General features: G+C 72.6%; 23 protein-coding genes. 17 read left to right on the top strand and 6 right to left on the bottom strand.

The genetic code is table 11. From position 1 onward, the window contains the following. Nucleotides 1-117: 117 nt before the first annotated feature. From ACYVAP_RS08455 to ACYVAP_RS08430, 6 genes are all read left to right on the top strand, one after another. The gene (locus tag ACYVAP_RS08455) at nt 118-1050 is read left to right on the top strand and encodes a DUF881 domain-containing protein (RefSeq protein ID WP_498860316.1); all 933 of its coding nucleotides are present in this window, start codon (nt 118-120) and stop codon (nt 1048-1050) included. Beyond that, nucleotides 1047-1379 (top strand): small basic family protein, encoded by a 333-nt coding sequence (locus ACYVAP_RS08450; RefSeq protein WP_137770831.1) that lies wholly within the window; start codon nt 1047-1049, stop codon nt 1377-1379. Before ACYVAP_RS08455 ends, ACYVAP_RS08450 begins: the two co-directional genes overlap by 4 nt. Next, nucleotides 1376-2131, top strand: a complete 756-nt coding sequence (locus ACYVAP_RS08445; protein WP_498860315.1) for a DUF881 domain-containing protein — start codon at nt 1376-1378, stop codon at nt 2129-2131. Before ACYVAP_RS08450 ends, ACYVAP_RS08445 begins: the two co-directional genes overlap by 4 nt. A gap of 137 nt (nt 2132-2268) precedes the next feature. Next, nucleotides 2269-2715, top strand: a complete 447-nt coding sequence (locus ACYVAP_RS08440; protein WP_205750644.1) for an FHA domain-containing protein — start codon at nt 2269-2271, stop codon at nt 2713-2715. Nucleotides 2716-2718: 3 nt separating this feature from the next. Then, a complete protein-coding gene (gene ftsR / locus ACYVAP_RS08435) occupies nt 2719-3417 on the top strand; it encodes a transcriptional regulator FtsR (protein WP_498860314.1) in 699 nt (232 codons plus the stop codon). 168 nt (nt 3418-3585) lie between these two features. Beyond that, on the top strand, nt 3586-4170 hold the full coding sequence (locus ACYVAP_RS08430; protein ID WP_319641461.1) for a MerR family transcriptional regulator: 585 nt from the start codon (nt 3586-3588) through the stop codon (nt 4168-4170). Nucleotides 4171-4300: 130 nt separating this feature from the next. Here the strand turns inward: ACYVAP_RS08430 and ACYVAP_RS08425 are convergent, their stop codons facing one another. Continuing rightward, nucleotides 4301-5092: a ParA family protein gene (locus tag ACYVAP_RS08425; RefSeq protein ID WP_137770826.1), complete on the bottom strand. Its 792-nt coding sequence runs from the start codon at nt 5090-5092 to the stop codon at nt 4301-4303. A 105-nt stretch (nt 5093-5197) separates the two neighbouring features. On the opposite strand from ACYVAP_RS08425, the gene ACYVAP_RS08420 reads away from it, so the two are divergent. After that, nucleotides 5198-6223 carry a class I SAM-dependent methyltransferase gene (locus ACYVAP_RS08420; protein WP_498860313.1) on the top strand — a complete coding sequence of 342 codons (1026 nt, stop codon included), beginning with the start codon at nt 5198-5200 and terminating at the stop codon, nt 6221-6223. Nucleotides 6224-6235: 12 nt separating this feature from the next. Here the strand turns inward: ACYVAP_RS08420 and ACYVAP_RS08415 are convergent, their stop codons facing one another. The 3 genes from ACYVAP_RS08415 to ACYVAP_RS08405 form a co-directional block, all read right to left on the bottom strand. Next, a complete protein-coding gene (locus ACYVAP_RS08415; RefSeq protein WP_498860312.1) occupies nt 6236-6904 on the bottom strand; it encodes a TIGR03085 family metal-binding protein in 669 nt (222 codons plus the stop codon). A 109-nt stretch (nt 6905-7013) separates the two neighbouring features. Next, nucleotides 7014-8015: a sugar phosphate isomerase/epimerase family protein gene (locus tag ACYVAP_RS08410; RefSeq protein ID WP_462590835.1), complete on the bottom strand. Its 1002-nt coding sequence runs from the start codon at nt 8013-8015 to the stop codon at nt 7014-7016. Nucleotides 8016-8102: 87 nt separating this feature from the next. Next, complete coding sequence (locus ACYVAP_RS08405; protein ID WP_498860311.1) at nt 8103-9242, bottom strand: Gfo/Idh/MocA family protein; 1140 nt, start codon at nt 9240-9242, stop codon at nt 8103-8105. 148 nt (nt 9243-9390) lie between these two features. Here ACYVAP_RS08405 and ACYVAP_RS08400 point away from each other — a divergent pair, with 148 nt between their 5' ends. Further along, the gene (locus ACYVAP_RS08400) at nt 9391-10188 is read left to right on the top strand and encodes a transglutaminase-like domain-containing protein (RefSeq protein WP_498860310.1); all 798 of its coding nucleotides are present in this window, start codon (nt 9391-9393) and stop codon (nt 10186-10188) included. 18 nt (nt 10189-10206) lie between these two features. On the opposite strand, the gene ACYVAP_RS08395 is transcribed toward ACYVAP_RS08400, so the two are convergent. Both ACYVAP_RS08395 and ACYVAP_RS08390 read right to left on the bottom strand, forming a co-directional pair. Next, nucleotides 10207-11196, bottom strand: coding sequence for a PAC2 family protein (locus tag ACYVAP_RS08395; RefSeq protein WP_498860309.1), 990 nt, complete (start codon nt 11194-11196; stop codon nt 10207-10209). 83 nt (nt 11197-11279) lie between these two features. Beyond that, nucleotides 11280-12083, bottom strand: a complete 804-nt coding sequence (locus ACYVAP_RS08390; protein ID WP_498860308.1) for a TSUP family transporter — start codon at nt 12081-12083, stop codon at nt 11280-11282. Between the two features lie 226 nt (nt 12084-12309). Here ACYVAP_RS08390 and ACYVAP_RS08385 point away from each other — a divergent pair, with 226 nt between their 5' ends. The 9 genes from ACYVAP_RS08385 (at nt 12310) to ACYVAP_RS08345 (ending at nt 21276) form a co-directional block, all read left to right on the top strand. Beyond that, nucleotides 12310-13332: a LacI family DNA-binding transcriptional regulator gene (locus ACYVAP_RS08385; protein ID WP_498860307.1), complete on the top strand. Its 1023-nt coding sequence runs from the start codon at nt 12310-12312 to the stop codon at nt 13330-13332. A gap of 152 nt (nt 13333-13484) precedes the next feature. Next, nucleotides 13485-15338 (top strand): ABC transporter substrate-binding protein, encoded by a 1854-nt coding sequence (locus ACYVAP_RS08380; protein WP_498860306.1) that lies wholly within the window; start codon nt 13485-13487, stop codon nt 15336-15338. Nucleotides 15339-15346: 8 nt separating this feature from the next. After that, the gene (locus ACYVAP_RS08375) at nt 15347-16357 is read left to right on the top strand and encodes an ABC transporter permease (RefSeq protein ID WP_498860305.1); all 1011 of its coding nucleotides are present in this window, start codon (nt 15347-15349) and stop codon (nt 16355-16357) included. Between the two features lies 1 nt (nt 16358). After that, the gene (locus tag ACYVAP_RS08370) at nt 16359-17369 is read left to right on the top strand and encodes an ABC transporter permease (RefSeq protein WP_462590843.1); all 1011 of its coding nucleotides are present in this window, start codon (nt 16359-16361) and stop codon (nt 17367-17369) included. After that, on the top strand, nt 17366-18301 hold the full coding sequence (locus tag ACYVAP_RS08365) for an ABC transporter ATP-binding protein (RefSeq protein WP_498860304.1): 936 nt from the start codon (nt 17366-17368) through the stop codon (nt 18299-18301). Before ACYVAP_RS08370 ends, ACYVAP_RS08365 begins: the two co-directional genes overlap by 4 nt. Then, complete coding sequence (locus ACYVAP_RS08360) at nt 18298-19161, top strand: ABC transporter ATP-binding protein (RefSeq protein WP_498860303.1); 864 nt, start codon at nt 18298-18300, stop codon at nt 19159-19161. The genes ACYVAP_RS08365 and ACYVAP_RS08360 overlap by 4 nt, the downstream gene beginning before the upstream one ends. Before the next feature lie 489 nt (nt 19162-19650). After that, nucleotides 19651-19995 carry a hypothetical protein gene (locus tag ACYVAP_RS08355; protein WP_498860302.1) on the top strand — a complete coding sequence of 115 codons (345 nt, stop codon included), beginning with the start codon at nt 19651-19653 and terminating at the stop codon, nt 19993-19995. A gap of 32 nt (nt 19996-20027) precedes the next feature. Continuing rightward, complete coding sequence (locus tag ACYVAP_RS08350; RefSeq protein ID WP_498860301.1) at nt 20028-20597, top strand: maltokinase N-terminal cap-like domain-containing protein; 570 nt, start codon at nt 20028-20030, stop codon at nt 20595-20597. 64 nt (nt 20598-20661) lie between these two features. Then, nucleotides 20662-21276, top strand: coding sequence for a GNAT family N-acetyltransferase (locus tag ACYVAP_RS08345; RefSeq protein ID WP_498860300.1), 615 nt, complete (start codon nt 20662-20664; stop codon nt 21274-21276). Nucleotides 21277-21281: the final 5 nt, after the last annotated feature.

The following is a 21281-nucleotide window of genomic DNA, read 5'->3' as shown; positions in this document are numbered from 1 at the left end:
TCCTCCGGCGCCCGCCCGCCACGGGCGGGCCCCGTCCCGCACCCGCCCGGTGCGCCTCCCGGCGCGCCGGGCGGTCGCGCGTCCGCCCGGCCCTCACCTCCCGATATCGTGGCGACCATGCCGGAGCCGTCCCGCGAGACACCCCACGGCGAGACCCCGTACTCGCCGATGTCGCTGCTGCGCGCCCTGACCTCGAGCCCGCTCGACGTCGACGAGCTGCGCGGCACCGAGGAGGACTCCGAGGCGGATTCCCACCCCGACACGCCCGCGAGCCGCGTCGTCACCCTCGCCATCGCGATCCTCCTGGGGCTCGCCGTCGCCGTCGCCGTGACGAACCTCCGCGCGGACGCGGTCTCCGAGGACTCCCCGCGCGCCGCCCTCGAGCAGGAGGTGCGGGACTCCCGCGAGCACGCCGTCGGCCTCGAGCAGCGCCAGGAGGAGCTCCAGTCGGAGATCAGCGCGCTCCAGGAGGACGTGCTGCAGTCCTCCGACTCCGCCGCGGCCGCCCGCCTGTCCACCTACGAGACCGCGACGGCCTCGACCGCCCTGAGCGGGCCCGGCGTCGTGCTGCAGGTCGAGGACTCCGCCCCGCTGCCGGCCTCGCCGGGTGTCGCCGAAGGCACCGTGAACCGCGCGACCGACGAGGACCTCCAGATCGCCGTCAACGGCCTCTGGGCCGCGGGCGCCGAGGCGATCGCCGTCAACGGGCAGCGGATCTCCGCCTCGAGCGCCATCCGCACCGCGGGATCGGCCGTGCTCGTGGACCTCCGCCCGATCTCGCCGCCCTACCGCATCGTCGCGCTCGGCGACGGGGCCGCGATCGAGCAGGCCGTCCAGGGCGAGGCGACGGGGGAGTACCTCTCCGAGATCTCCTCCCGGTTCGGGATCGTCCTGTCATGGGAGACCTCCGAGGACCTCTCCGTCCCGGCCCGCGCTCCCGCCGCCCTCCGCGAGGCCTCCTCGACGCCGCCGGGGGAGGCCGACGCCGACGCCTCGCCCACCGACCCCGACACCGACCCCGGTGCCACCGACAAGGAGACCACCCCATGATCGCGATCCTCGGCCTGCTGATCGGCATCGCCGTGGGGCTGTTCCTCCAGCCGGACGTCCCCGCGGTGCTGCAGCCCTACCTGCCCATCGCCGTGGTCGCGGCGCTCGACACCCTCGCGGGCGGCCTCCGCGCCGTCCTCGACGGCGTCTTCAACGCCCACGTCTTCATCACCTCCTTCCTCTTCAACGTCCTGATCGCGGCGCTGCTGGTGTTCCTCGGCGACCAGCTCGGCGTGGGAGCCCAGCTCTCCACCGCCGTGATCGTCGTGCTGGGCATCCGGATCTTCTCCAACGCGGCCGCGATCCGTCGCCGCCTCTTCCGCTCATGAGCGACGGCTCCCGGATCCCCGAGTCCCGCCAGGAGCAGCGGGAGGTGCTGCGGCGCCTGCGCGAGACGCTGCGCCCCCATGCGAGCGCGCAGCAGGTCATCGTCGGCGTGCTCTGCTTCCTGCTCGGCATCACGATCGTCGTGCAGGTGCGCGCCCAGGACGAGGACGCCCTGCAGGGCGCGACCCAGGAGGACCTCGTGCGGCTGCTCGACGAGTCCGACCGCCACGTGAGCGACCTCGAGCAGGAGAACGAGGACCTCGACGGATCCCTCGCGACGCTGCAGGCCGGCCACGAGGACGACGTCGCCGCGCAGAACGCCGCGCAGGAGCGGCTCGACGACCTCGAGATCGTCGCGGGGACCGTGCCCGCCTACGGCCGCGGCATCTCCGCGCGGGTCACGGAGGGCACCGGGACCGTCCGCGCCCGCACCGTGCTCGGGGTCGTGCAGGAGCTGCGCAACGCCGGCGCCGAGGTAATCCAGGTGGGCGACGTCCGGGTCGTCGCCTCGACGTCGTTCACCACCGCGGAGGACGGCACGCTGCTCGTGGACGGGACGAGCGTGCCCGCCCCGTTCGACGTCCTCGCGATCGGTGACCCGACCGTGATGGAGCCCGCGCTGAGCATCCCCGGCGGCGCGGTCGACTCCGTCGCCGCGGACGGCGGGAGCCTCGAGGTGACCTCCGAGGACGAGGTCGCGATCGAGGCGCTCGCGACGGTCCGCGAGCCCGAGTACTCGCGGGTGGTCAAGTGAAGGTCAAATCCTGACAGGACCTGGGGCCGATGGTCCCCAGCGGGCTCTCGGAGAGCTCTCGACGTGCGAGGATGTCTCCGCCGTATCCTGTCGGACCAGAAGACAGGACGCGCCGCAGGTCCGGGAAGGGGTGCACGGTGTCCACGACGAACCACCAGTGGAACGACGACAATCTCGATCACACGTCGAAGCTGAGCGCGATCTCGCCCAGCGACCCGGTCGAGGAGGCCGAGCCCGGTCTCACCGCCCAGGACCGCCGGGCGATCGAGAACCTGCCGCGCGGCAGCGCGCTGCTGGTCGTGCGCAAGGGCCCGAACCTCGGCGCCCGCTTCCTGCTGGACGCCGACACCACGGTCGCCGGTCGCCACCCCGGCTGCGAGATCTTCCTCGACGACGTCACCGTCTCCCGCCGCCACGCCGCCTTCGTGCGGGACGGGGACTCCTTCCTCGTGCGTGACCTCGGGTCGCTCAACGGCACCTACCTCGGCAAGGAGCGGGTCGACGAGGCCGTCCTCCAGGCCGGGCAGGACGTCCAGATCGGCAAGTACCGCCTCACCTTCCATCCCTTCGTCGGGACGGACTGAGGCATGCCGGCCTCCGCATCGCGCAGGCCGGGGAGCTCGCCGTCCGCGCGGATGAGCATCGGGCAGGTGCTCGAGCTGCTCCGGGACGAGTTCCCCGATCTCGCGCACTCCAAGCTCCACTACCTCGAGGCGGAGGGGCTCATCGCCCCCGAGCGCACCGCGGCCGGGTACCGCAAGTACTCCCGCTCCGACGTGGACCGGCTGCGCTTCGTGCTGCGGGCGCAGCGGGACCGCTTCTGGCCGCTCAAGGTCATCAAGGAGCACCTCCTCGAGCACGGGGTCGAGGGCGAGGGGGAGATCACCTCGATCGCCTCCCGGCCCGGGCCCTCGGCGACGATGCACGCCGTGCGGCTGGACCGCAGCGGCCTCTGCTCCCGCGCCGCCGTGGACGACGCCTTCCTCGTCGAGCTCGAGCAGTACGGGATGCTCCCCGAGGGTCAGCTCTTCTACGGCGCGACGGAGCTCGAGATCACGACCGCCGCCCGCGATCTCGCGGCGGAGGGTCTGCACCCCCGGCACCTCGTCATGCTGCGCACCTCCGCCGAGCGCGAGGCGCACATGATCCGCTCGATCGCCTCACCGCGCTCCCGGCCCACGGATCCCGCCTCCCGCGGCGAGGCGGAGGACTACGCGAGGGATCTCGGGGAGTCCATGATCACCCTGCACAGCTCCCTCCTCCGGTCGCGGCTGCGGGGCAGCTGACCGGCGGATCCTCGGTTCGACGCCCCGTCGTCGGGGCGTCGGCGGGGCGGGACCGTGACCGGTCCGTGACCCGATCGCGGCGCGTTGCTTCCGGCGCGCCGCCCCTTCGCGCTACGCTGAGCCGGTGCTCCCATCTTCCCCGTCGGGAGCCGGAACCCGGAGGCAGCTGTGAACGCCACTCGCGGCGATGATCGACAGGCGCAGTCCACTGTGCCCGCGGAACCCCAGCAGGGAGTGCTCTTCGACGAGGTCGTCGACACTCCCGGAGAGCTCGGGTACCGCGGTCCTGCCGCGTGCAAGGCCGCCGGCATCACCTACCGCCAGCTGGACTACTGGGCCCGCACGGGCCTCGTCGAGCCTGGTGTGCGCGCCGCGTCCGGCTCGGGCAGCCAGCGCCTCTACGGCTTCCGCGACATCCTCGTGCTGAAGGTCGTCAAGCGCCTCCTCGACACGGGCGTCTCCCTGCAGCAGATCCGGGTCGCCGTCGGCGCCCTGCGCGAGCGCGGGATCGACGACCTCGCCGAGATCACCCTCATGAGCGACGGCGCCTCCGTCTACGAGTGCACCTCCGCCCAGGACGTCTTCGACCTCGTCCAGGGCGGCCAGGGCGTCTTCGGCATCGCCGTGGGCCGCGTCTGGCGCGAGGTCGAGAGCGAGCTCTCGGTGCTGCCCGGGGTCAACCCGGCCGACGATGCCGAGCTGGCCCTGCACGACGAGCTCGCCGCCCGTCGCCGCAACCGCGCCGCCGGCTGAGACCGGGCGCACCGCCGGCCTCGGCCGGCATCCGCAGACCGCGCACGAACGGCGGGCCCCCGGGGGAGGGGCCCGCCGTTCGTGCGCGGTAGCCGCATGCCCGGCGCCGCAGGGGCGCGGGGCGGCGGGCTCAGGAGTGCTGTCGGGAGTCGAGCACGCGGCGCAGCAGCGCGTCGAAGTCCTCGGTGAGGCGCTTGCCGGAGGCGCCCTCGTAGCGGTGCAGCGGCACGGCACCGCCCTGCGCCTGCTGCAGGCCCACGCGCTCCTCGATGACCGGCTCGAGCACGAGGTCGCCGAAGAGGTCGCGCAGCTCCGCGAGACGGTACTGGTGCTCGACCGAGCGGGGCCGGTAGCGGTTCACGGCGAGGCCCAGCGGCATGAGCCGGGGTGCGATGCCGTCCTCCCGCATCTCCGAGGCGAGCTTGAGCGCGCGATCGGCGGCGGTGACGGCGAAGAAGCCCGGCTCGGAGACCACGAGGGCGCGGTCCGAGGCGGCGAGGGCCGTCTGCGTGAGCCCGTTGAGCGACGGCGGGCAGTCCACGAGCACGAGGTCGTACTGGTGGGTGCGCTTGTCCAGCGCCTCCCGCAGCCGGCGCACGTCCTTCGCGGCAGGGGCCGGGGAGTCCAGGAGCGCGGAGCGACCCGTGCCCGGGATCAGGTCGAGATGGGAGGACTCGCCCTCCGACCACGGCACCGGCACGATGGAGCGGTCCACCGTCTCCGTGCGCGGGGAGGAGAGGACCTCCGCGATGTCGAGACCCGTCGCGGGCTCGCCCAGCAGCCCGAGGGTCGAGTCGCCCTGCGGGTCCAGGTCGATCACCAGGGTGTTGATCCCCTGGTGGAGAGCGGCCGAGGCCAGCCCGAGGGTCACGGACGTCTTGCCGACGCCGCCCTTCAGCGAACACACACTCACGATGAACACCCGGGCAGTCTACCGATCCGCGGGGCAGGAGCCCGGTAGCCTTCCCGAGGGCCGCACCACAGACCGCAGACCGGGCGGTCGTCGGACCGCGCAGGACGGAGCAGGATGTCGCAGATCACGCACGAGCTGGTGCTCGAGGTGCTCGAGGGCTGCGCGCCCTCCGCCCTCGCCGAGGCGCGGCGGCTGGGCCCGGCGGCGGTGCGCACCCCCACCGAGCTGAGCCTGCGCACCGCCGACCTCGACGGCGTGCGCGCCCTCCGCCGCGTGGTCGCGGCCTCGACGACGCTCACCGCCGCGGCGCGCCGTCCCCGGGAGCTGCTCGAGACCTCGCTCCAGCAGCGGATCGCGGCCCTCCTCGAGGACATGGCCCGCCAGCGCCCCCGGCAGGTGTTCCACGGGCTCCGGCTCGAGGCCGCCGGCGCGGACTCGACGGACATGCGCCGTCTCGCGGAGGCCCTCGCCGACGCGGCCGGCCTGCCGGTCGACGACCAGGACGGCGACCTCGTGGCCCGGGTGCGGCGCACCCCGAGCGGCGAGGCCGGCTGGCAGGTGCTCCTGCGCACCACCCCGCGGCCGCTCGCGACGCGCACCTGGCGCACCGTGAACTACCCGGGCGCCGTCAACGCGACGATCGCGGCGACCGTGCTCGACCTCCTCGACGTGCAGGCCGAGGACTCCCTGCTGGACATGACCTGCGGCTCCGGCACCTTCCTCGTCGAGCAGCTGCACGTGGCCGCCCCCGCGCGGGCCGTGGGCGTCGACCTCGACCCCGACGCGATCGCCGCGGCCACCGCCCACCAGCGCGCGGCGCGGCGCCGCGGGCGGATCGACTGGATCACGGGGGACGTCCGGGAGGTCCCGATCGAGGGCGGATTCACCCGGATCCTCACCAACCCGCCGTGGGGCACACTGCACGGGGACCACGCGAGCAACGAGCAGCTGCTCGCCGACCTCCTGGATCGCGCGGCGGCACTCGCGGCGCCCGGGGCACGGCTCGGCGTGCTCACCCACGAGATCCGGCGTATGCACGCCGTCCTCGAGCGGCCCGGCACCGCCTGGGCGCTGCGGGACGAGCACCGCTTCTTCCAGAAGGGGCACCACCCGCGGCTGTTCCTGCTCACGCCACGCTGAGGGGCGCGCGGGTCAGATGCCGCGGCGACCCTCGCGGAGCGCCGCGAGCCCGGCCAAGTCCCCCTGGATCTGGACGCGGGCGACCTCGTCGCGTCCCGTCACCCACAGGAGCAGCTCGAGCACCTCGCCGTGCACGCGCAGGCTGCCCTCCGCACGGCGCGGCCCCACCTGCTTCCCGCCGCGCGGCGAGACCAGCGTGACCCGGGCGTCGACCCGCAGGGAGAGCCGCGCGAAGACGCCGATGCCGCGCCAGGCCGCACGCTCGACCTCCGGGGTGATCCGGCGCGGGCGCCAGCCGTCCTGCGCGCGGCGCAGGTCCTCGTGGTGGATGAGCAGCTCGAGGTCGCCGGTGAGCGCATCGGCGCGCCCGGCGGGGGAGAGACGCCCGGGGCCCTCGCGCAGGAGCGCGACCTTCTGCTCCCAGGGGAGGCCGAGCGCCGCCTCCTTGCGCTGCGTGAGCGCCGTCCCTGCGGGGCCCGGGAGCGCGCCGCCGAGCTGCAGCGTCCAGAAGCGCTCGCGCAGCAGCAGGTGGTCGAGCAGATCGCGCGCGCCCCATCCCGGCAGGATCGTGGGCGCGGCCGGGCCCAGCTGCGCGAGGGCGTCGGCGATCTGGGCGCGCTCGGACCGGGGATCCGGGCCGGCGGCGCCGTCGGCGGGGCGGGGGTCGCTGGAGGGCGTCATGCCTGCATCCTAGGAGCGGGTCGCCGGGACGGTCACGGGGAGCGCACAGGGTGCGCGGGCGCGCTCGGCGCCGAGGCGGCCGGCCGTGGCAGGCCGCCCCGGCGGGCCGTCAGGCCGGCGAGCTGAAGGCCGCGTCGAAGGACGTCTCCGAGGCCGGGTAGTCGAAGCGGCGCAGCACCTCGATGGCCTCTGCGGCGCCGTGCAGGCGGTCCATGCCCGCGTCCTCCCACTCGATGGAGATCGGCCCCTCGTAGCCGATCGAGCGCAGGGCGCGGAAGGCCGCGTCCCACGGCACGTCCCCGCGGCCGAAGGAGACGAAGTCCCAGCCGCGCCGCGGATCTCCCCAGGGCAGGTGCGAGCTCAGGCGCGTGTTCCGCCCCGTGATCCGCACCCGGATGTCCTTGCAGTCCACGTGGTAGATGCGGTCCGCGAAGTCGGTGATGAAGGAGACCGGGTCGATCTCCTGCCACAGGAAGTGCGAGGGATCCCAGTTCAGCCCGAAGGACTCCCGGTGCCCGATCGCCTCGAGGGTGCGCTGCGTGGTCCAGTAGTCGTAGGCGATCTCCGAGGGGTGGACCTCGTGGGCGAAGCGCACCCCGCACTCCTCGAAGACGTCGAGGATCGGGTTCCAGCGGTCCGCGAAGTCCTGGTAGCCCTGGTCGATGACGTCCTGCGGGACCGGCGGGAACATCGCCACGTACTTCCAGATGCTCGAGCCCGTGAACCCGACGACCGTGTCGACCCCGAGCTTCTGCGCGAGCCGGGCGGTGTTCTTCATGTCCTCCGCGGCCCGCTGCCGGACGCCCTCGGGGTCGCCGTCGCCCCAGACGGCGGGACCGACGATCGCCTCGTGGCGGAAGTCGATCGGGTCGTCGCAGATCGCCTGGCCCTTGAGGTGGTTGGAGATCGTCCAGACCTTCAGCCCGTGCTTCTCGAGGATCCCGAGCCGCTCGGCGACGTACTCCTCGTCGTCCCAGCGGCTCGCGTCCAGGTGCTCGCCGGAGACGGCGATCTCGAGGCCGTCGTAGCCCCAGCCGGCCGCGAGCTCCGCGACCTCGTCGAGGGTGAGATCGGCCCACTGGCCGGTGAAGAGGGTGTGGGGGTGCGCCATGCTGCAGTGCTCCTTCGCAGGGTGGTCGATGGCAGGACAGGGGGAGGACGAGCGAGGGGCCCGCCCCGGGGGAGCCGGGCTCCCGGGTCAGAGGGTGACGGTGCGGCCGCCGTCGGCGTCGGAGGCGATGACCGCGTCGAGCACGCGCTGGAGGGCGAGGCCGTCGGCGAAGTCGGGGGCGTAGGCCTCGCCGCCGGCGATCGCGGCGAGCAGGTCGTGGGCTTGGTTCGTGAAGGCGTTCTCCCAGCCCAGGATGTGGCCCTGCGGCCACCAGCCCTCGAGATAGGGGTGCTCGGGCTCGGTCACGAGGATCCGGGAGAACCCCTGCTCGGTCACGGGCACCGTGGTGTCCAGGAACCACAGCTCGTCGAGGGACTCGAGGTCGAAGCGCAGCGCCCCGCGGGTCCCGTACAGCTCGAGGGTGAGCGCGTTCTTGCGGCCCGTGGCCATGCGGCTCGCCTCGACGGAGGCGATCGCCCCGCCGTCGAGCTCGAGGGTCGCCCAGGCCGCGTCGTCGACCGTGACCTGCTCCGGCCCGTCCGCGCCGGGCCGCTCGGGGACCATCGTCGCGAGGCGGCCGCGCACGGCGCTCACGCGCTGCCCGGTGAGGAACTGGACCTGGTCGATCGCGTGGGATCCGATGTCGCCCAGGGCGCCCGAGCCCGCGGTCTCCGCGCGCAGGCGCCAGCTCATCGGCGCCTGCTCGTCGACGAGCCAGTCCTGGAGGTAGAAGGCGCGCACCTGGCGGATCTCGCCGAGGCGCCCCTGCGCCACGAGATCGCGGGCGTGGGCGAGGGCCGGGACGCGCCGGTAGGTGTGGCCGAGTGCCGCGACCTGGCCGCGGGCCCGGGCGGCCTCCGCGGCGGCGACCATGCGCTCGGCCGAGGCGGTGTCGTTGGCGAGCGGCTTCTCGCACAGCACGTGCTTTCCCGCCTCGAGCGCGGCGATCGCGATCTCGGCGTGCAGGTGGCCGGGGGTGCAGATGTCGACGACGTCCACGTCCTCCCGCTCGAGCACGGCGCGCCAGTCCGTCGCGTGCTCCTCCCAGCCGAGCCGCGCGGCCGCCTCGCCGACGGCCTCCTCGTCCCGCCCCACGAGGACCTTGCGCGCCACGGGCGGGCCGTCGAAGGCGGCGCCGACGGTGCGCCAGGCCTGGGAGTGGGCTCGGCCCATGAAGGCGTAGCCGACGAGGGCGACGCCGAGGGGACGATCGGCGGGGAGGGGCATGGAGCTGCTCCTTGCGACGGTGGGAGGGGGCGGCGCGACGGGACATCGCGGCAGAGGCTCCACACTATGCCGCGGATCACTCCGGACCAAGGACGGCCCGGACCCCGGCGCGGTCTCCCGCGCGGCGGCCGTGCCGCACACTGGGACGGTGAAGCGGAACGTGCGGGCATGGATGAGGGCCGAGGTCGTCGAGGGGACCGAGGTGGCGCTGCTGGTCGCCGTCTCCCGGGCGCCGATCGCCGAGGAGGAGCTCACGGTGACCGCGGGCGGCGAGCCGGCGAGCGTCGTCGAGAGCCGCGACCCGGCCGGGAACCGGCTGCACGTGCTGGGCCCGCTGCCCGCGGGGACGCTCGAGATCACCTACACGGCGACGGGGGTGGAGCCGGCTCCGGTGCAGGAGCCCGAGCCCGTCGACGCGGTGGTGCACCTGCGGCCGTCGCGCTACTGCGAGGTGGACGAGTTCGGTCGCATCGCCCCGGAGGTGGTGGGGGAGCGGACCGGCCTCGACGCCGCCCGCGCCGTCGTGGACTGGGTCCACGGCCACCTCGACTACGTGCCCGGCTCCAGCACGATCTCCGACTCCGCGCGCAGCACCTACGTGTCCCGCCAGGGGGTGTGCCGCGACTACGCCCATCTCACCGCGACGCTGCTGCGGGCGAGCGGGATCCCGGCGCGCTGCACCTCCGTCTACGCCCCGGGGCTCTCGCCGATGGACTTCCACCTCGTGGTCGAGGCGCTCGTCGAGGACTCGTGGCGCGTGCTCGACGCGACGCACCTGGCCCCGCGCGCCTCGATGGTGGCGATCGCGAGCGGCCAGGATGCCGCGGAGACCGCCTTCATGACGACGCTCACCGGGGACGTGCAGCTCACCGCGATGCAGGTCTCCGCGGTCGTGGACCCGGAGCTCCCCGTCGAGCGCTGGGACGAGCCGGTCGTCCTGCGCTGACGGGGCCCGCCGCCGGGATCAGGCGGGGGAGTGCCCCTCGCCGTCCTCGGGAGCCGGGTGCTCCTCGGAGCCGTCGGTCGACGACGGATCGGTGGGCTCCTGCGGATCGGCGGCCCCGTCGGTCGCGGTCCCGTCGTCGAGCCCCGCGAGGTACTGCTCGACCTCCGCGGCGATGTCCTCCGCCGAGGGGACCTCCGCGGTGACACCGGCGGTGATCATGCGGTCGTAGCGCTGCTCGAGGCCGTGCACCATCTCCTGGAGCTGCTCCTGCTCCGCGACCTGGGAGGCGATCGCCTCGCGAACGGGGATCGCCTGGGACTCGAGCGCGCCGACCGGCAGCTCCGGACCCTGCTCCTCGCGCACCGCGCGCAGCAGCGCGATCGCGGCATCGGGGTAGGTGGCGTCGTGGAGGTACTGCGGCACGTGCGCGACGAGGCCCACCACGTCGTGACCGGACTCCGCGAGGCGCAGCGTCAGCAGTGCCGTGAACGGCGCGCGCAGGCGGAAGGTGCCCGGCATCGTGCGCCGCACGGAGATCGAGTCCGGCTTGCCGGCGAAACGGGTCACCGGGAGCTCGCGGGTGTGGGGGACCGGCGCGGGGAAGCCCTGCAGCAGGAGCGTGCGCTCGATGCCGAGCTGATCGACCACGATCCGGAGCGCGCTCGCGACGCGCTCCCACTGGAAGGACGGCTCGGGCCCGGTGAGCAGGAAGAAGGGCTCGCCATCGGGGTCGATGACCTCGTGCAGCAGGATCTCCGGGCGCTCGTAGTCCGCGAAGTGGTCGAGCTCGAGGGTCACCTCGGGGCGGCGCCCCGCGTAGTCGTGCACCTGGTCCATGTCCAGGCGGCCCACGACCCGGCTCGAGAGCGAGTTCAGGAGGTGGTCGTCGACGAGGTCCTGCACGGAGCCGGCGTCGGAGAACGCCCCGAGCGTCACGAGCAGCGTGCGCCCGCGCAGGGACCGGGAGTCGACATGGCTCTCGTAGCTGAACAGGGTCGTGGCATCCATGATGACCTCCTCGAGGACAGGTGAAGACGTCTCCTGCAACGAGCCCTCACTGCGGCGTATTCCCCCTGTGACGCCCTCGGTGCTCAGGTGAGCAGGGCCACGGTGTCCGCTCCGAGCCGGATCGCGAGCGCGCCGGTCACGACGAGGAACACGATCCGCACGAAGCGCGATCCGAAGCGCAGCGCGAGCCGCGCGCCGAGGTAGCCGCCCGTGAGGTTCGCGACCGCGAGCACGGCCCCCAGCAGCCACCACACCTGACCCTGCAGCCCGAAGACGAGCAGGGCGCCGATGTTCGTGGTGAGGTTCGCGATCTTCGCGTGCACGCTCGCCTCGAGGAACCCGTAGCCGAGCCATGCGACCATCGCGATGATGAAGAACGACCCGGTGCCGGGTCCCAGCACCCCGTCGTACAGACCCACGCCGCCGCCGATCGCCCCGGCGCGCAGCACGTGCCCGCGCCCCTCGTGCCGCGGGCGGTGCACGAGCCCCATCGTCGGGCGCAGGAGGGTGTAGGCGCCCACCGCGAGGATCGCGACGAGCACGATCGGCGTCATCCAGGCCCGGGGGATGAACGAGGCGAGACCGGCGCCCGCGGCGCTCCCGGCGAGCGCGCACACCACCAGCGGCAGCACGGTCGCGAGCACCGGCGTCACCCGGCGCACGTAGGTGAGCGTCGATGTCGCCGTGCCCGCCGCGCTCGCGACTTTGTTCGTGCCGAGCACGGTCGCGGTCGAGGTGTCCGCCGGGAGGCCGGTCAGCAGCGCCGGCAGCTGGACGAGGCCGCCTCCGCCCACGACCGCGTCCACCCACCCCGCGACGAAGGCCGCCGCGATCAGCAGGACGAGGGTCAGGGTGCCGAGGTCGGCGAGCTGGTCGAGGAGGGGCACCCGTGCACAGTAGGGGATCCTCGGCAGGGGAGCGGCCATGATCCAGGTACCGCTGTCCCCTGGTAGGACCGGCGCCCACCTGGTGCGATGATCGCCAGATCCGGCGTGCCGCGAGGCGCACGGCGCAGGGCGCGGAGGGGAACACCGCGCGCCGAGCGCCCCGGTCGCCTACCGTGAGCCCACCATCGCCACGGAGACCCACCACACCTCGGAGAGGAGCGCCACCGTGCCCAGCCCCACGCTCGCTGACGTCGCCCGCGAGGCCGGCGTGTCCAAGGGGACCGCCTCGAAGGCGCTCAACGGCGTCACCGGGGTCTCGGCGGGGACCCGCGAGCGGGTGGCGGCGGCCGCCGCGGCGCTGGGATGGACGCCCTCCTATGCGGCGCGGGCGCTGTCGCGGGCGTCGACCGGGGTGTTCGGCCTCGCGCTCGCGCGCAGCTCGGAGACGGTGGGCACGGAGAGCTTCTTCATGGCCATGGTCGCGGGGCTCGAGGAGGAGCTCGCGCTCACGGACCGCGCCCTGCTGATCCAGCTCGTGCCGGATGTCGAGGCGGAGTCGGAGCTGCTCGCGCGCTGGGCGGCGGAGCGGCGGGTGGACGGGGTGGTCCTGCTCGACGCCCGCTCCGAGGACCCCCGGGCCGCGGTGATCGAACGCAGCGGTCTGGCCGCGGCGGCGATGGCGAGCTCCCCGCTCTCGCCGATGATCTCGCGCCTCGCCGTGGACGAGGACGAGCGGATGGACCTCGTGCTGGACCGGCTGATGACGGCGGTGGACGACCTGCCCGCCGGGGCCGGCCGGCACCTGCTGTACCTCGGCGGTCTGCCCCAGTTCCAGCACGTCATGGCGCGGGAGCGACGGTTCCGTGAGCGCTGCGGCGCGGCGGGGGTGGGCGCCTCGGTGCTGCACTCGGACTACCAGCAGCACGACGTGTCCCGGTGGACGCGGGAGGTGCTCGCCCTGCACCGCGAGGCGGGTTGTCTCGGAGTGGTGGTCGACAACGACCTGCTCGCCGCGCAGCTGCTGGTGGAGCTCGGGAAGGACGGGGTGCGGGTGCCCGAGGATCTCGCGATCGTGGCGCTCGAGGACTCGATCCTCTGCACGGTGACGAGTCCGGCGATCACGGCGCTGCACCGCGACACGCGGGAGGCGGGCCGGCTGCTCGCGCGGCTGCTCGTGCGCCACATCGAGGAGGGAACGCTCACGGAGGACATCGGCCCCGGTGGGATGGTGGTGCGGGGGAGCGGGTGACCGAGCGGTCACCGAAACCGGTTGCGATCGTGACCGGTTCGTGACCCGTGTCACGGGCGTTTATTCGTCGCCAAGGCCTATTTTCTCTGCAACGGATCAAGGTCGATCCGCGGCTCCAACGGCGGAGCCCACCCAGAGAGGCAGTGGCCACCATGACCCATCGCGGCACGCTCGGCAGTTCCCCTTCTCCTTCCCGTCTCCTCCCGCAGCTGCCCTCCACGCGGCGCGGATTCCTCGCGGTCACCGGCGCCGTGGGCGGCGCGGCCGCCCTCGCGGCCTGCGGCGGCGCGACCGGCGGCGGCGCCGGCGGCGGCTCCGACGACGGCGGCGACCTCCAGGGCGTCGGCAACAACGGCCAGGCCGGCAGCGGCCGCAAGGGCGACGCGGCGGACCAGCTCTACATCGCCGGCTTCCAGTGGAGCCCGCCCACCAACTTCAACACCTTCGCCGGCGCCCCCGCCTGGCCCGCCTCCGGCAACGTCGCCCAGTACGTCTACGAGACCCTGCTGCGCTTCGACATCGTCACCGGCGAGCTGCTCCCGGGCCTCGCCAAGGAGTACAAGGCCGAGGGCACCGACTCCGTCTCCCTCACCCTCCAGGACGGCATCACCTGGAGCGACGGCATCGAGTTCACCGCGGACGACGTCCTCTACACCTTCGAGCTCGGCAAGATCGACCCGAGCCTCGGCATCGCCTCCTTCTGGATCGAGGCGGACGAGATCACGGCGGACGGCAACACGATCAACATCGCGATCAACAAGGACCGCAAGAACGTGGGCAGCGTCCTCACCCAGCTCGCCCAGCAGTTCATCGTCCCCAAGGCCGTCTTCGAGAAGGCCGCCGAGGAGACGGGCAACAAACTCGCCACCTGGGAGACCACCGAGCTGCTCGGCACCGGCCCCTTCACCCTCGAGCTCGCCGACCAGACCCAGATCATCCTCGCCCGCAACGACAGCTACTGGGGCAAGGACTTCTACGGCGGCCTCCCGCCGATGACGAAGATCATCCACCCGATCTTCAAGTCCAACGAGGACGGCAACCTCAAGTTCCAGAACGGCGAGCTCGACGTCATGCAGCAGTTCGTCCCGCAGCTGTGGAAGATGTGGGAGGGCGGCAAGCCCGTGGGCACCTACCTCCAGGACAAGCCGTACTTCACGCCCGGCTCGATGCCGATGCTGCTCATCAACACCACCAAGCCCGGGCTCGACGACCCCGCCGTGCGCAAGGCCCTCGCGCACGCCGTGGACTACGGCTCGATCGCCGAGACCGCCATGTCCGGCTACTCCGCGGAGGTCCAGGCCTCGCTCGTCATCCCCGGCGGCGCGGAGGACGCCTTCCTCGACGTCGAGAAGGCGAAGGCGGACGGCTGGAGCTTCGACGCGGCGAAGGCCGAGCAGCTGCTCCAGGACGCCGGCTACGCGAAGGGCTCCGACGGCTTCTACGCCAAGGACGGCGTGAAGCTCGGCCCCTGGAAGCTCATCACCCCGCAGGGCTGGACCGACTGGAACGCGGCGCTCGAGATCGTCGCGAAGAACCTCCAGGCGATCGGTGTGGACGCGGCGACGAACTTCCCGCAGCAGGCCCAGGTGACGACCTCCATCCAGAACGGCGACTTCGATCTCGCCTGCTGGTACGTGGCCGGCACGAACCCCTCCACGCCGTGGCAGCGCTTCAGCGACGTCATGAGCAACGTCGACATGGTCGAGCTCGGCCAGACCGCCTACCGCAACTACGGTCGCTGGGAGAACGGCGAGGTCAACGACCTGCTGCAGGCCGCGGCCGCCGCGGCCGACGACGCCGCCAAGAAGGAGGCCATCGGCGCGCTCGACGACCTGTACCGCAAGGAGGTCCCGGCCTTCCCGCTCATGTACCGGCCGGACGAGTTCTTCGAGTTCAACGCCATCAACTGGTCGAACTTCCCGACCGAGGAGAACGACTACGCGCCGCCGATGTTCCGCGGCGCCGGCAACGGCTGGATCTTCAAGCTCAAGAAGATCGGCGGCTGAGGGCACCCGTGAACCTCGGCCGTTACATCCTGCAGAAGACGGGGTGGTACCTGGTCGCGCTGGTGGCAGCAGTGGGTCTGAACTTCCTGCTGCCCCGGCTCGTCCCGGGCAACCCCGTGGACGTGATCGTCTCGAACCTGACCCGCGGCGGCTCCATCACCGGCGAGCAGCAGCAGCAGATCTACGAGACCTACGTGGCGGAGTTCGGGCTCGACAAGCCGCTCTGGGAGCAGTTCTTCACGTACCTCGGGAAGGTGTTCACGGGCGACCTCGGCACCTCCTTCGCGAACTACCCCGCCTCCGTCAACGACCTCGTCGGCCAGGCCCTGCCCTGGTCCGTCGCGGTCCAGCTGCCCGCGATCCTCATCGGCTGGGTGCTGGGCAACCTCGTCGGCGCGATCGCGGCGTTCCGCGGCGGGAACTGGGACCGGAGCGTGTTCACCAGCTCGCTGTTCCTGTCCTCCATGCCGTACTACTGCCTCTCGATCCTGCTGCTGTACGTGCTCGCCGTGGTCGCCGGGGTGTTCCCGGTGGGCGGGGCGTACTCGCTGGGCCTCACCCCGGAGCTGAGCGCGGAGTTCCTCTGGGACGCCGTGAGCTACTACTGGCTGCCGTTCCTGTCCCTCGTGATCGTCTTCATCGGCGGTCAGGCCGTGGGCATGCGCTCCATGGCGATCTACGAGCTGGGCGGCGACTACGTGAACTACGCCCGGGCCATGGGCATCCTCGACAACACGATCACGAAGTACATCTTCCGCAACGCGATGCTCCCGCAGATCACGGGGCTCGCGCTGTCGATCGGCACCCTCGTGGGCGGCGCGCTCATCACCGAGCTCGTCTTCAACTACCCCGGGGTGGGCACGCTGCTGTTCAACGCGATCTCGCAGAACGACTACCCGGTGATCCAGGCCATCACGCTGATCATCACGGTGGCGGTGCTGCTGGCCAACTTCGCCGTGGAGATCGTCTACGGCTTCGTCGACCCGCGGATCCGCGCGGCCAAGTCCGGGGAGAAGTGACATGTCGACTCCGAACGCACCGGTGACCGACGAGAAGTCGGCACCTCGCAGCAACCCGTTCCGCAGCTTCAACTTCTCCACCCGGTTCTGGGTCTCGCTGGTGATCGTCGTCGCCGTCGTCGTGCTCGGCCTGGCCGGCTTCCTCTACCCCACGGGGTCGGGGGAGAAGGTCGGCTCGCTGTACGACGCCCCCGGCGGCGGGCTCCCGCTCGGCACGGACAACTTCGGGCACGACGTGCTCGCCGTGCTCATGGCGGGCACCCGCACCTCGCTGATCATCGGCCTCGTCGCCGGGACCATCGCGACCGCGATCGGCGTCGCCGTCGGCCTGGTCGCCGGCTTCGTCGGCGGCTGGCTCGAGGAGGTCCTCATGGGCATCACCAACGTGGTGCTCGCGATCCCCTCGATCATCGTGCTGATCCTCATCTCGATCTCGCTGCCGCAGAGCAGCATCTGGTCGCTCGCGGTCGTCATCGGGATCACCGCCTGGCCCTGGACGGCACGCGCCGTGCGCGCCCAGGCCTCCTCGGTCGCCACCCGCGAGCACATCGACGTGGCCCGGCTCTCCGGCGCGCGGCTGCCCAGCATCCTGCTGGTGGACGTGCTGCCCTACATCCTGTCCTACGCGGTGATGGCCTTCGTGCTGCAGGTCTCCGGCGCGATCCTCGCCGAGTCGGCGCTGTCGATGCTGGGCCTCGGCCCTTCGGGGACGGACTCGCTCGGCACCCAGCTGCACTGGGCGCTCGCCTTCCAGGCGGTCGCCACGGGCGCATGGTGGGCCTTCCTGCCGCCCACGATCGTGCTCACCCTCGTCTCCTTCGGCTTCCTGCTGCTGCAGGCGAGCCTCGACGAGGTCTTCAACCCCCGCCTGCGGCGCGGCAAGAAGAAGCAGATGAAACAGGCCGCGGCCCGCCGTGCGAAGGAGGCCGCCGCGCTCGCCGCCGGCGAGCAGGCCCCCGCCGCCGGCGCCGATCCCCGGCCCGTCCCCACCAGCGCAGGAGGAGCGGCATGAGCCACGCCACCACCCCGCCCGCCCCCGCATCGGCAGGGACCAAGGACCGGTCGGGCCTGCTCGCCCGGGTCACCGACGTCCGCTCCGTGTACGGCGGCGGCGAGCAGGACTTCACCGCCGTCGACGGGGTCTCCCTCGAGCTCGGCGAGGGGGAGATCCTGGGTCTCGCCGGCGAGTCCGGCTGCGGCAAGACGACGCTCGGCAACACCCTCGCGATGATCGCGACCCCGCCGCTGTACGTGCTCTCCGGCACGCTCGAGATCGACGACGAGGTCATCGACCTCTCGACGCTCTCCCCGGCGGACGTCAAGCGCCACCGCCCCTACCGCGGCAGCACCGTCTCGATGCTGCCGCAGGGCGCGATGAACGCGATCAGCCCGACGGTGCGGATCCGCAGCCTCGTCCACGACGTCATGAGGGCCCACCGCACCGGAGTCTCGAAGGACGAGGCGCTGGACCGGGCCCGGGACCGGCTGAAGATGCTCGAGATGCCGGTGCGCGTGCTCGATTCGTACGCCCACCAGCTCTCCGGCGGCATGAAGCAGCGCGTCATCACCGTGATCTCGACGCTGCTGGACCCCCGGCTGCTGATCGCGGACGAACCCACCTCCGCCCTCGACGTCTCCAGCCAGCGCATGCTCGTGGAGATGCTGCTGGCGATGGTGGAGCAGCGGATCATGTCCGGCGTCGTCTTCGTGACGCACGACCTGCCCGTCCTCTCGCAGGTCTCGGACAAGCTCGCGATCATGAACGCCGGCTCCATCGTCGAGATGGGACCCACGCGCCAGCTCGTCGAGGACCCGCAGCACCCGTACACCAAGAAGCTGCTCTCCTCGGTGCTGGACCCGACCGCGGAGACCCGGGAGCGCGGCCGCGACCGCGCCCGGGGCGGGGCGCCCACCCCGGCACCGAGCACGGAGGAGGCACGATGACCGAGAGCACCACCGGACACGCCGCGGCCCCGGGCGACGACGCCGGCGGGATGATCACCCGCTCCGAGGCGGGGACGCCGCTGCTGTCCTGCCGCGACCTGACGAAGACGTTCAGCGTCGCGGGCGGCAGCATCACGGCGGTGGACTCCGTGAGCCTCGACTTCCCCGCCTCGAGCGTGCTCGCGGTTGTGGGGGAGTCCGGCTCCGGCAAGTCGACCCTCGCGCGGATGCTGCTGCGGCTCATGCCCGCGACCTCCGGCACGATCACCTTCCGCGACCAGGACGTCACGAGGATCAAGGGCCAAGAGCTGCGGTCCTACTGGTCCGAGGTGCAGGCCGTGTTCCAGGATCCCTTCGCCTCCTTCAACCAGTTCTTCACCGTGGGCTCGCTGCTGCGCCGCAGCCTCAAGCTCGCGGGCGTGGAGAAGGAGGAGGGCGACCACCTCATCGAGGAGTGCCTGGGGTACGTGGGCCTCACGCCCAAGGAGGCGCTGCACAAGTTCCCGCACCAGATGTCCGGCGGGCAGCGGCAGCGCGTCATGGTCGCCCGCGCGCTCATGATGCGGCCGACGGTCCTCCTCGCGGACGAGGCGACGAGCATGCTCGACGCGTCGCTGCGCGTGAACGTCCTCAACGTGCTCCACGACCTGCGCCACGAGCTGGGCCTCACGGTCCTGTTCATCACCCACGACATCGGCCAGGCCTGCTACCTCGCCGATCGCGTCGCGGTGATGGAGCACGGCGTCGTCGTCGAGCGCGGCAGCACCGAGGAGGTCATCTTCGCGCCGCAGGCGGAGTACACCAAGCGCCTGCTCGCGGACGTCCCGGACCTCCGGGGCAGCCTCAAGCACCACGCCTGAGCGACAGGCACGACCGGCCCGGTGGTCGATGGGGCAGACCCCACGCCCACCGGGCTCTGTCGTGCCCGCGGGGCGGGGCGAATACTGCCGCCGTGGCGATGACGCTGAGCGATCCTCCCGTCCCTGCGGACTGGGCGCGGCACACCCCCACCTCCGACCCGGGGCCCTGGTCGGCGCTGCTCGACGCGGTACCGCCGCAAGCCGCCGAGATCGGGCGGGTCGTGCGGAACCTCGGCGCCCACTACCGGGGCCAGGAGGCCGACCTGCCACCCGCGACCCGCGGCGACGTCGACCTGCGCTGGGTCACCGACATGCTCGCCACCGACCAGCGCCGCCACGACGGCCGGCCGCTGCGCGCGGAGCGGCCGGTGGGGGAGCGGCTCCAGGGCTGCTGCCGGACCCCCTGGACCTCGACACGGAGGTCGTCCTGCACGGGGCCCGGGCTTCGTGACGGCGGGGGAGACCTTCCGTCTGGTGCGGGAGTGCCGCATGGACCCGTCGTCCCACGGGGTCGCGCCGGGGATCCCGGAGCTGGCGGGCGAAGGCTTCGTGCTCGCGGAGCTCCTCTGGGAGCTCGCCCACCGCTACGGGGACGAGCTGCTGCTGTGGGACTCCTGGGGCGGGGCTCCCGGGCCGGGTGAGTCGATGGAGCCGACGCTGCTCGAGTTGCTCGACCGTGCCGCCGCGCTGCTCGCCGCCGCCGACGCCGGGAGCGATCAGGCGGAGGCGGAGCTCCATGCCCTCTACGTCTCCGACGCCCGGCTCCACCCGGGGCACGAGGTGGTCCGCCACTCTCCCGTCACCGACGACCCCGTGACGGTGCGCCTGCGGTGACGACCCGCCGCGCGCCCCGTACTGTGGGGGGCATGGCGATCATCCATCGGGCCGATCTGAGCCCCACCAAGCCCGAGATCCTGCACGCCTTCCTCTCCGACCGCAGCTGGGGCGACGGCGGCGAGATCACCGTGCTGGGCGCCTACCGCTTCGACGACCCGGCCGGCGAGGTGGGCGTCGAGTGCCACCTCGTGCAGGCCGGGGACACCGTGTTCCACCTGCCGCTCACCTACCGCGCCGCGCCCCTGGAGGACGGGGAGGACGCCTTCGTGGGCACCATGCAGCATTCGGTGCTGGGGGAGCGGTTCGTCTACGACGGCCTCGGCGACGAGATCGCGATCGACTGCTTCGCCCGCGCGCTCGCCGGGGAGCAGGAGCAGGCCGAGCTCGACGTGTATGACGGCGAGACCCTCGTCGAGCGCCGGCCCCAGTCCGTGCTGCTGCACCTCGAGACCGACGAGGGCGAGGAGGCACCGAGCCTCGCCGCGCTCATGGAGGACGGCGAGCCGTTCACCGTCGCCCGCACCGTCGGCGGGCTCGACGGCTCGGTGCGCCTCGTGGCGAGCTGGGACGGCGGCGAGGGCGTCATCGCCGCCTGCTGACCGGAGCTCTCGACCCGATGCTCGGTGTGTGGCGCGTCATATGGCGGGGGAGTAGCGTCGCGCCATGGCGACCGTCGATCCGGGCCCGACCTCCATCCGTCCGCTCACACCGGAGAGCTGGCCGCTGTTCGAGGCGCTCGTGGACCGGCACGGCGGCATCTTCGGCGGCTGCTGGTGCACGTACTTCCATCCGGACTGCGCGGAGCGCGGGCCCGGCGCGAAGGGGAACCGGGTCTACAAGCGGCAGCTGGTCGAGCAGGGCGTGGCCCGCGCGGCGCTCGTGATCCGCGACGGCGAGGACGGTGAGGAGGCCGTCGCCTGGGCGGAGTTCGGGAAGCCGGAGCAGCTGCCCGGCCTCCACCACCTCACGCAGTACCTCGCCGACCTCGACGCGGAGGGTGAGAGCGAGCCGGACTATCGTGTGACCTGCATCTTCGTCGATCGCCGGTACCGTCGGCACGGGCTCGTGACCCGCGCCCTGGACGGCGCTCTCGACCTCATCGCGCAGGACGGCGGCGGCGTCGTCGAGGGGTATCCGCACGTGCCGCGGGAGAAGAAGGTCTCCGCCTCGTTCCTCTACAACGGCACCCAGAGCGTCTACGAGCGGGCCGGCTTCGCCTTCGTGCGGCCCAAGGGGCAGGTCAACACCGTCATGCGGCGGGAGGTCGCGCCGGCCTGAGGGTG

This window comes from Brachybacterium horti, from assembly GCF_054777615.1.
The sequence above is the reverse complement of the archived record's forward strand: the minus strand, read 5'-3'. Positions and strand labels throughout refer to the sequence as shown.

Bases quoted from the DNA above. Each gene is read 5' to 3' on its own strand.
- ACYVAP_RS08455 (WP_498860316.1), top strand. From the start codon at position 118: ATGCCGGAGCCGTCCCGCGAGACACCCCACGGCGAGACCCCGTACTCG.
- ACYVAP_RS08450 (WP_137770831.1), top strand. From the start codon at position 1,047: ATGATCGCGATCCTCGGCCTGCTGATCGGCATCGCCGTGGGGCTGTTC.
- ACYVAP_RS08445 (WP_498860315.1), top strand. From the start codon at position 1,376: ATGAGCGACGGCTCCCGGATCCCCGAGTCCCGCCAGGAGCAGCGGGAG.
- ftsR (WP_498860314.1), top strand. From the start codon at position 2,719: ATGCCGGCCTCCGCATCGCGCAGGCCGGGGAGCTCGCCGTCCGCGCGG.
- ACYVAP_RS08420 (WP_498860313.1), top strand. From the start codon at position 5,198: ATGTCGCAGATCACGCACGAGCTGGTGCTCGAGGTGCTCGAGGGCTGC.
- ACYVAP_RS08415 (WP_498860312.1), bottom strand. From the start codon at position 6,904: ATGACGCCCTCCAGCGACCCCCGCCCCGCCGACGGCGCCGCCGGCCCG.
- ACYVAP_RS08410 (WP_462590835.1), bottom strand. From the start codon at position 8,015: ATGGCGCACCCCCACACCCTCTTCACCGGCCAGTGGGCCGATCTCACC.
- ACYVAP_RS08405 (WP_498860311.1), bottom strand. From the start codon at position 9,242: ATGCCCCTCCCCGCCGATCGTCCCCTCGGCGTCGCCCTCGTCGGCTAC.
- ACYVAP_RS08395 (WP_498860309.1), bottom strand. From the start codon at position 11,196: ATGGATGCCACGACCCTGTTCAGCTACGAGAGCCATGTCGACTCCCGG.
- ACYVAP_RS08380 (WP_498860306.1), top strand. From the start codon at position 13,485: ATGACCCATCGCGGCACGCTCGGCAGTTCCCCTTCTCCTTCCCGTCTC.
- ACYVAP_RS08370 (WP_462590843.1), top strand. From the start codon at position 16,359: ATGTCGACTCCGAACGCACCGGTGACCGACGAGAAGTCGGCACCTCGC.
- ACYVAP_RS08365 (WP_498860304.1), top strand. From the start codon at position 17,366: ATGAGCCACGCCACCACCCCGCCCGCCCCCGCATCGGCAGGGACCAAG.
- ACYVAP_RS08360 (WP_498860303.1), top strand. From the start codon at position 18,298: ATGACCGAGAGCACCACCGGACACGCCGCGGCCCCGGGCGACGACGCC.
- ACYVAP_RS08355 (WP_498860302.1), top strand. From the start codon at position 19,651: ATGGACCCGTCGTCCCACGGGGTCGCGCCGGGGATCCCGGAGCTGGCG.
- ACYVAP_RS08350 (WP_498860301.1), top strand. From the start codon at position 20,028: ATGGCGATCATCCATCGGGCCGATCTGAGCCCCACCAAGCCCGAGATC.
- ACYVAP_RS08345 (WP_498860300.1), top strand. From the start codon at position 20,662: ATGGCGACCGTCGATCCGGGCCCGACCTCCATCCGTCCGCTCACACCG.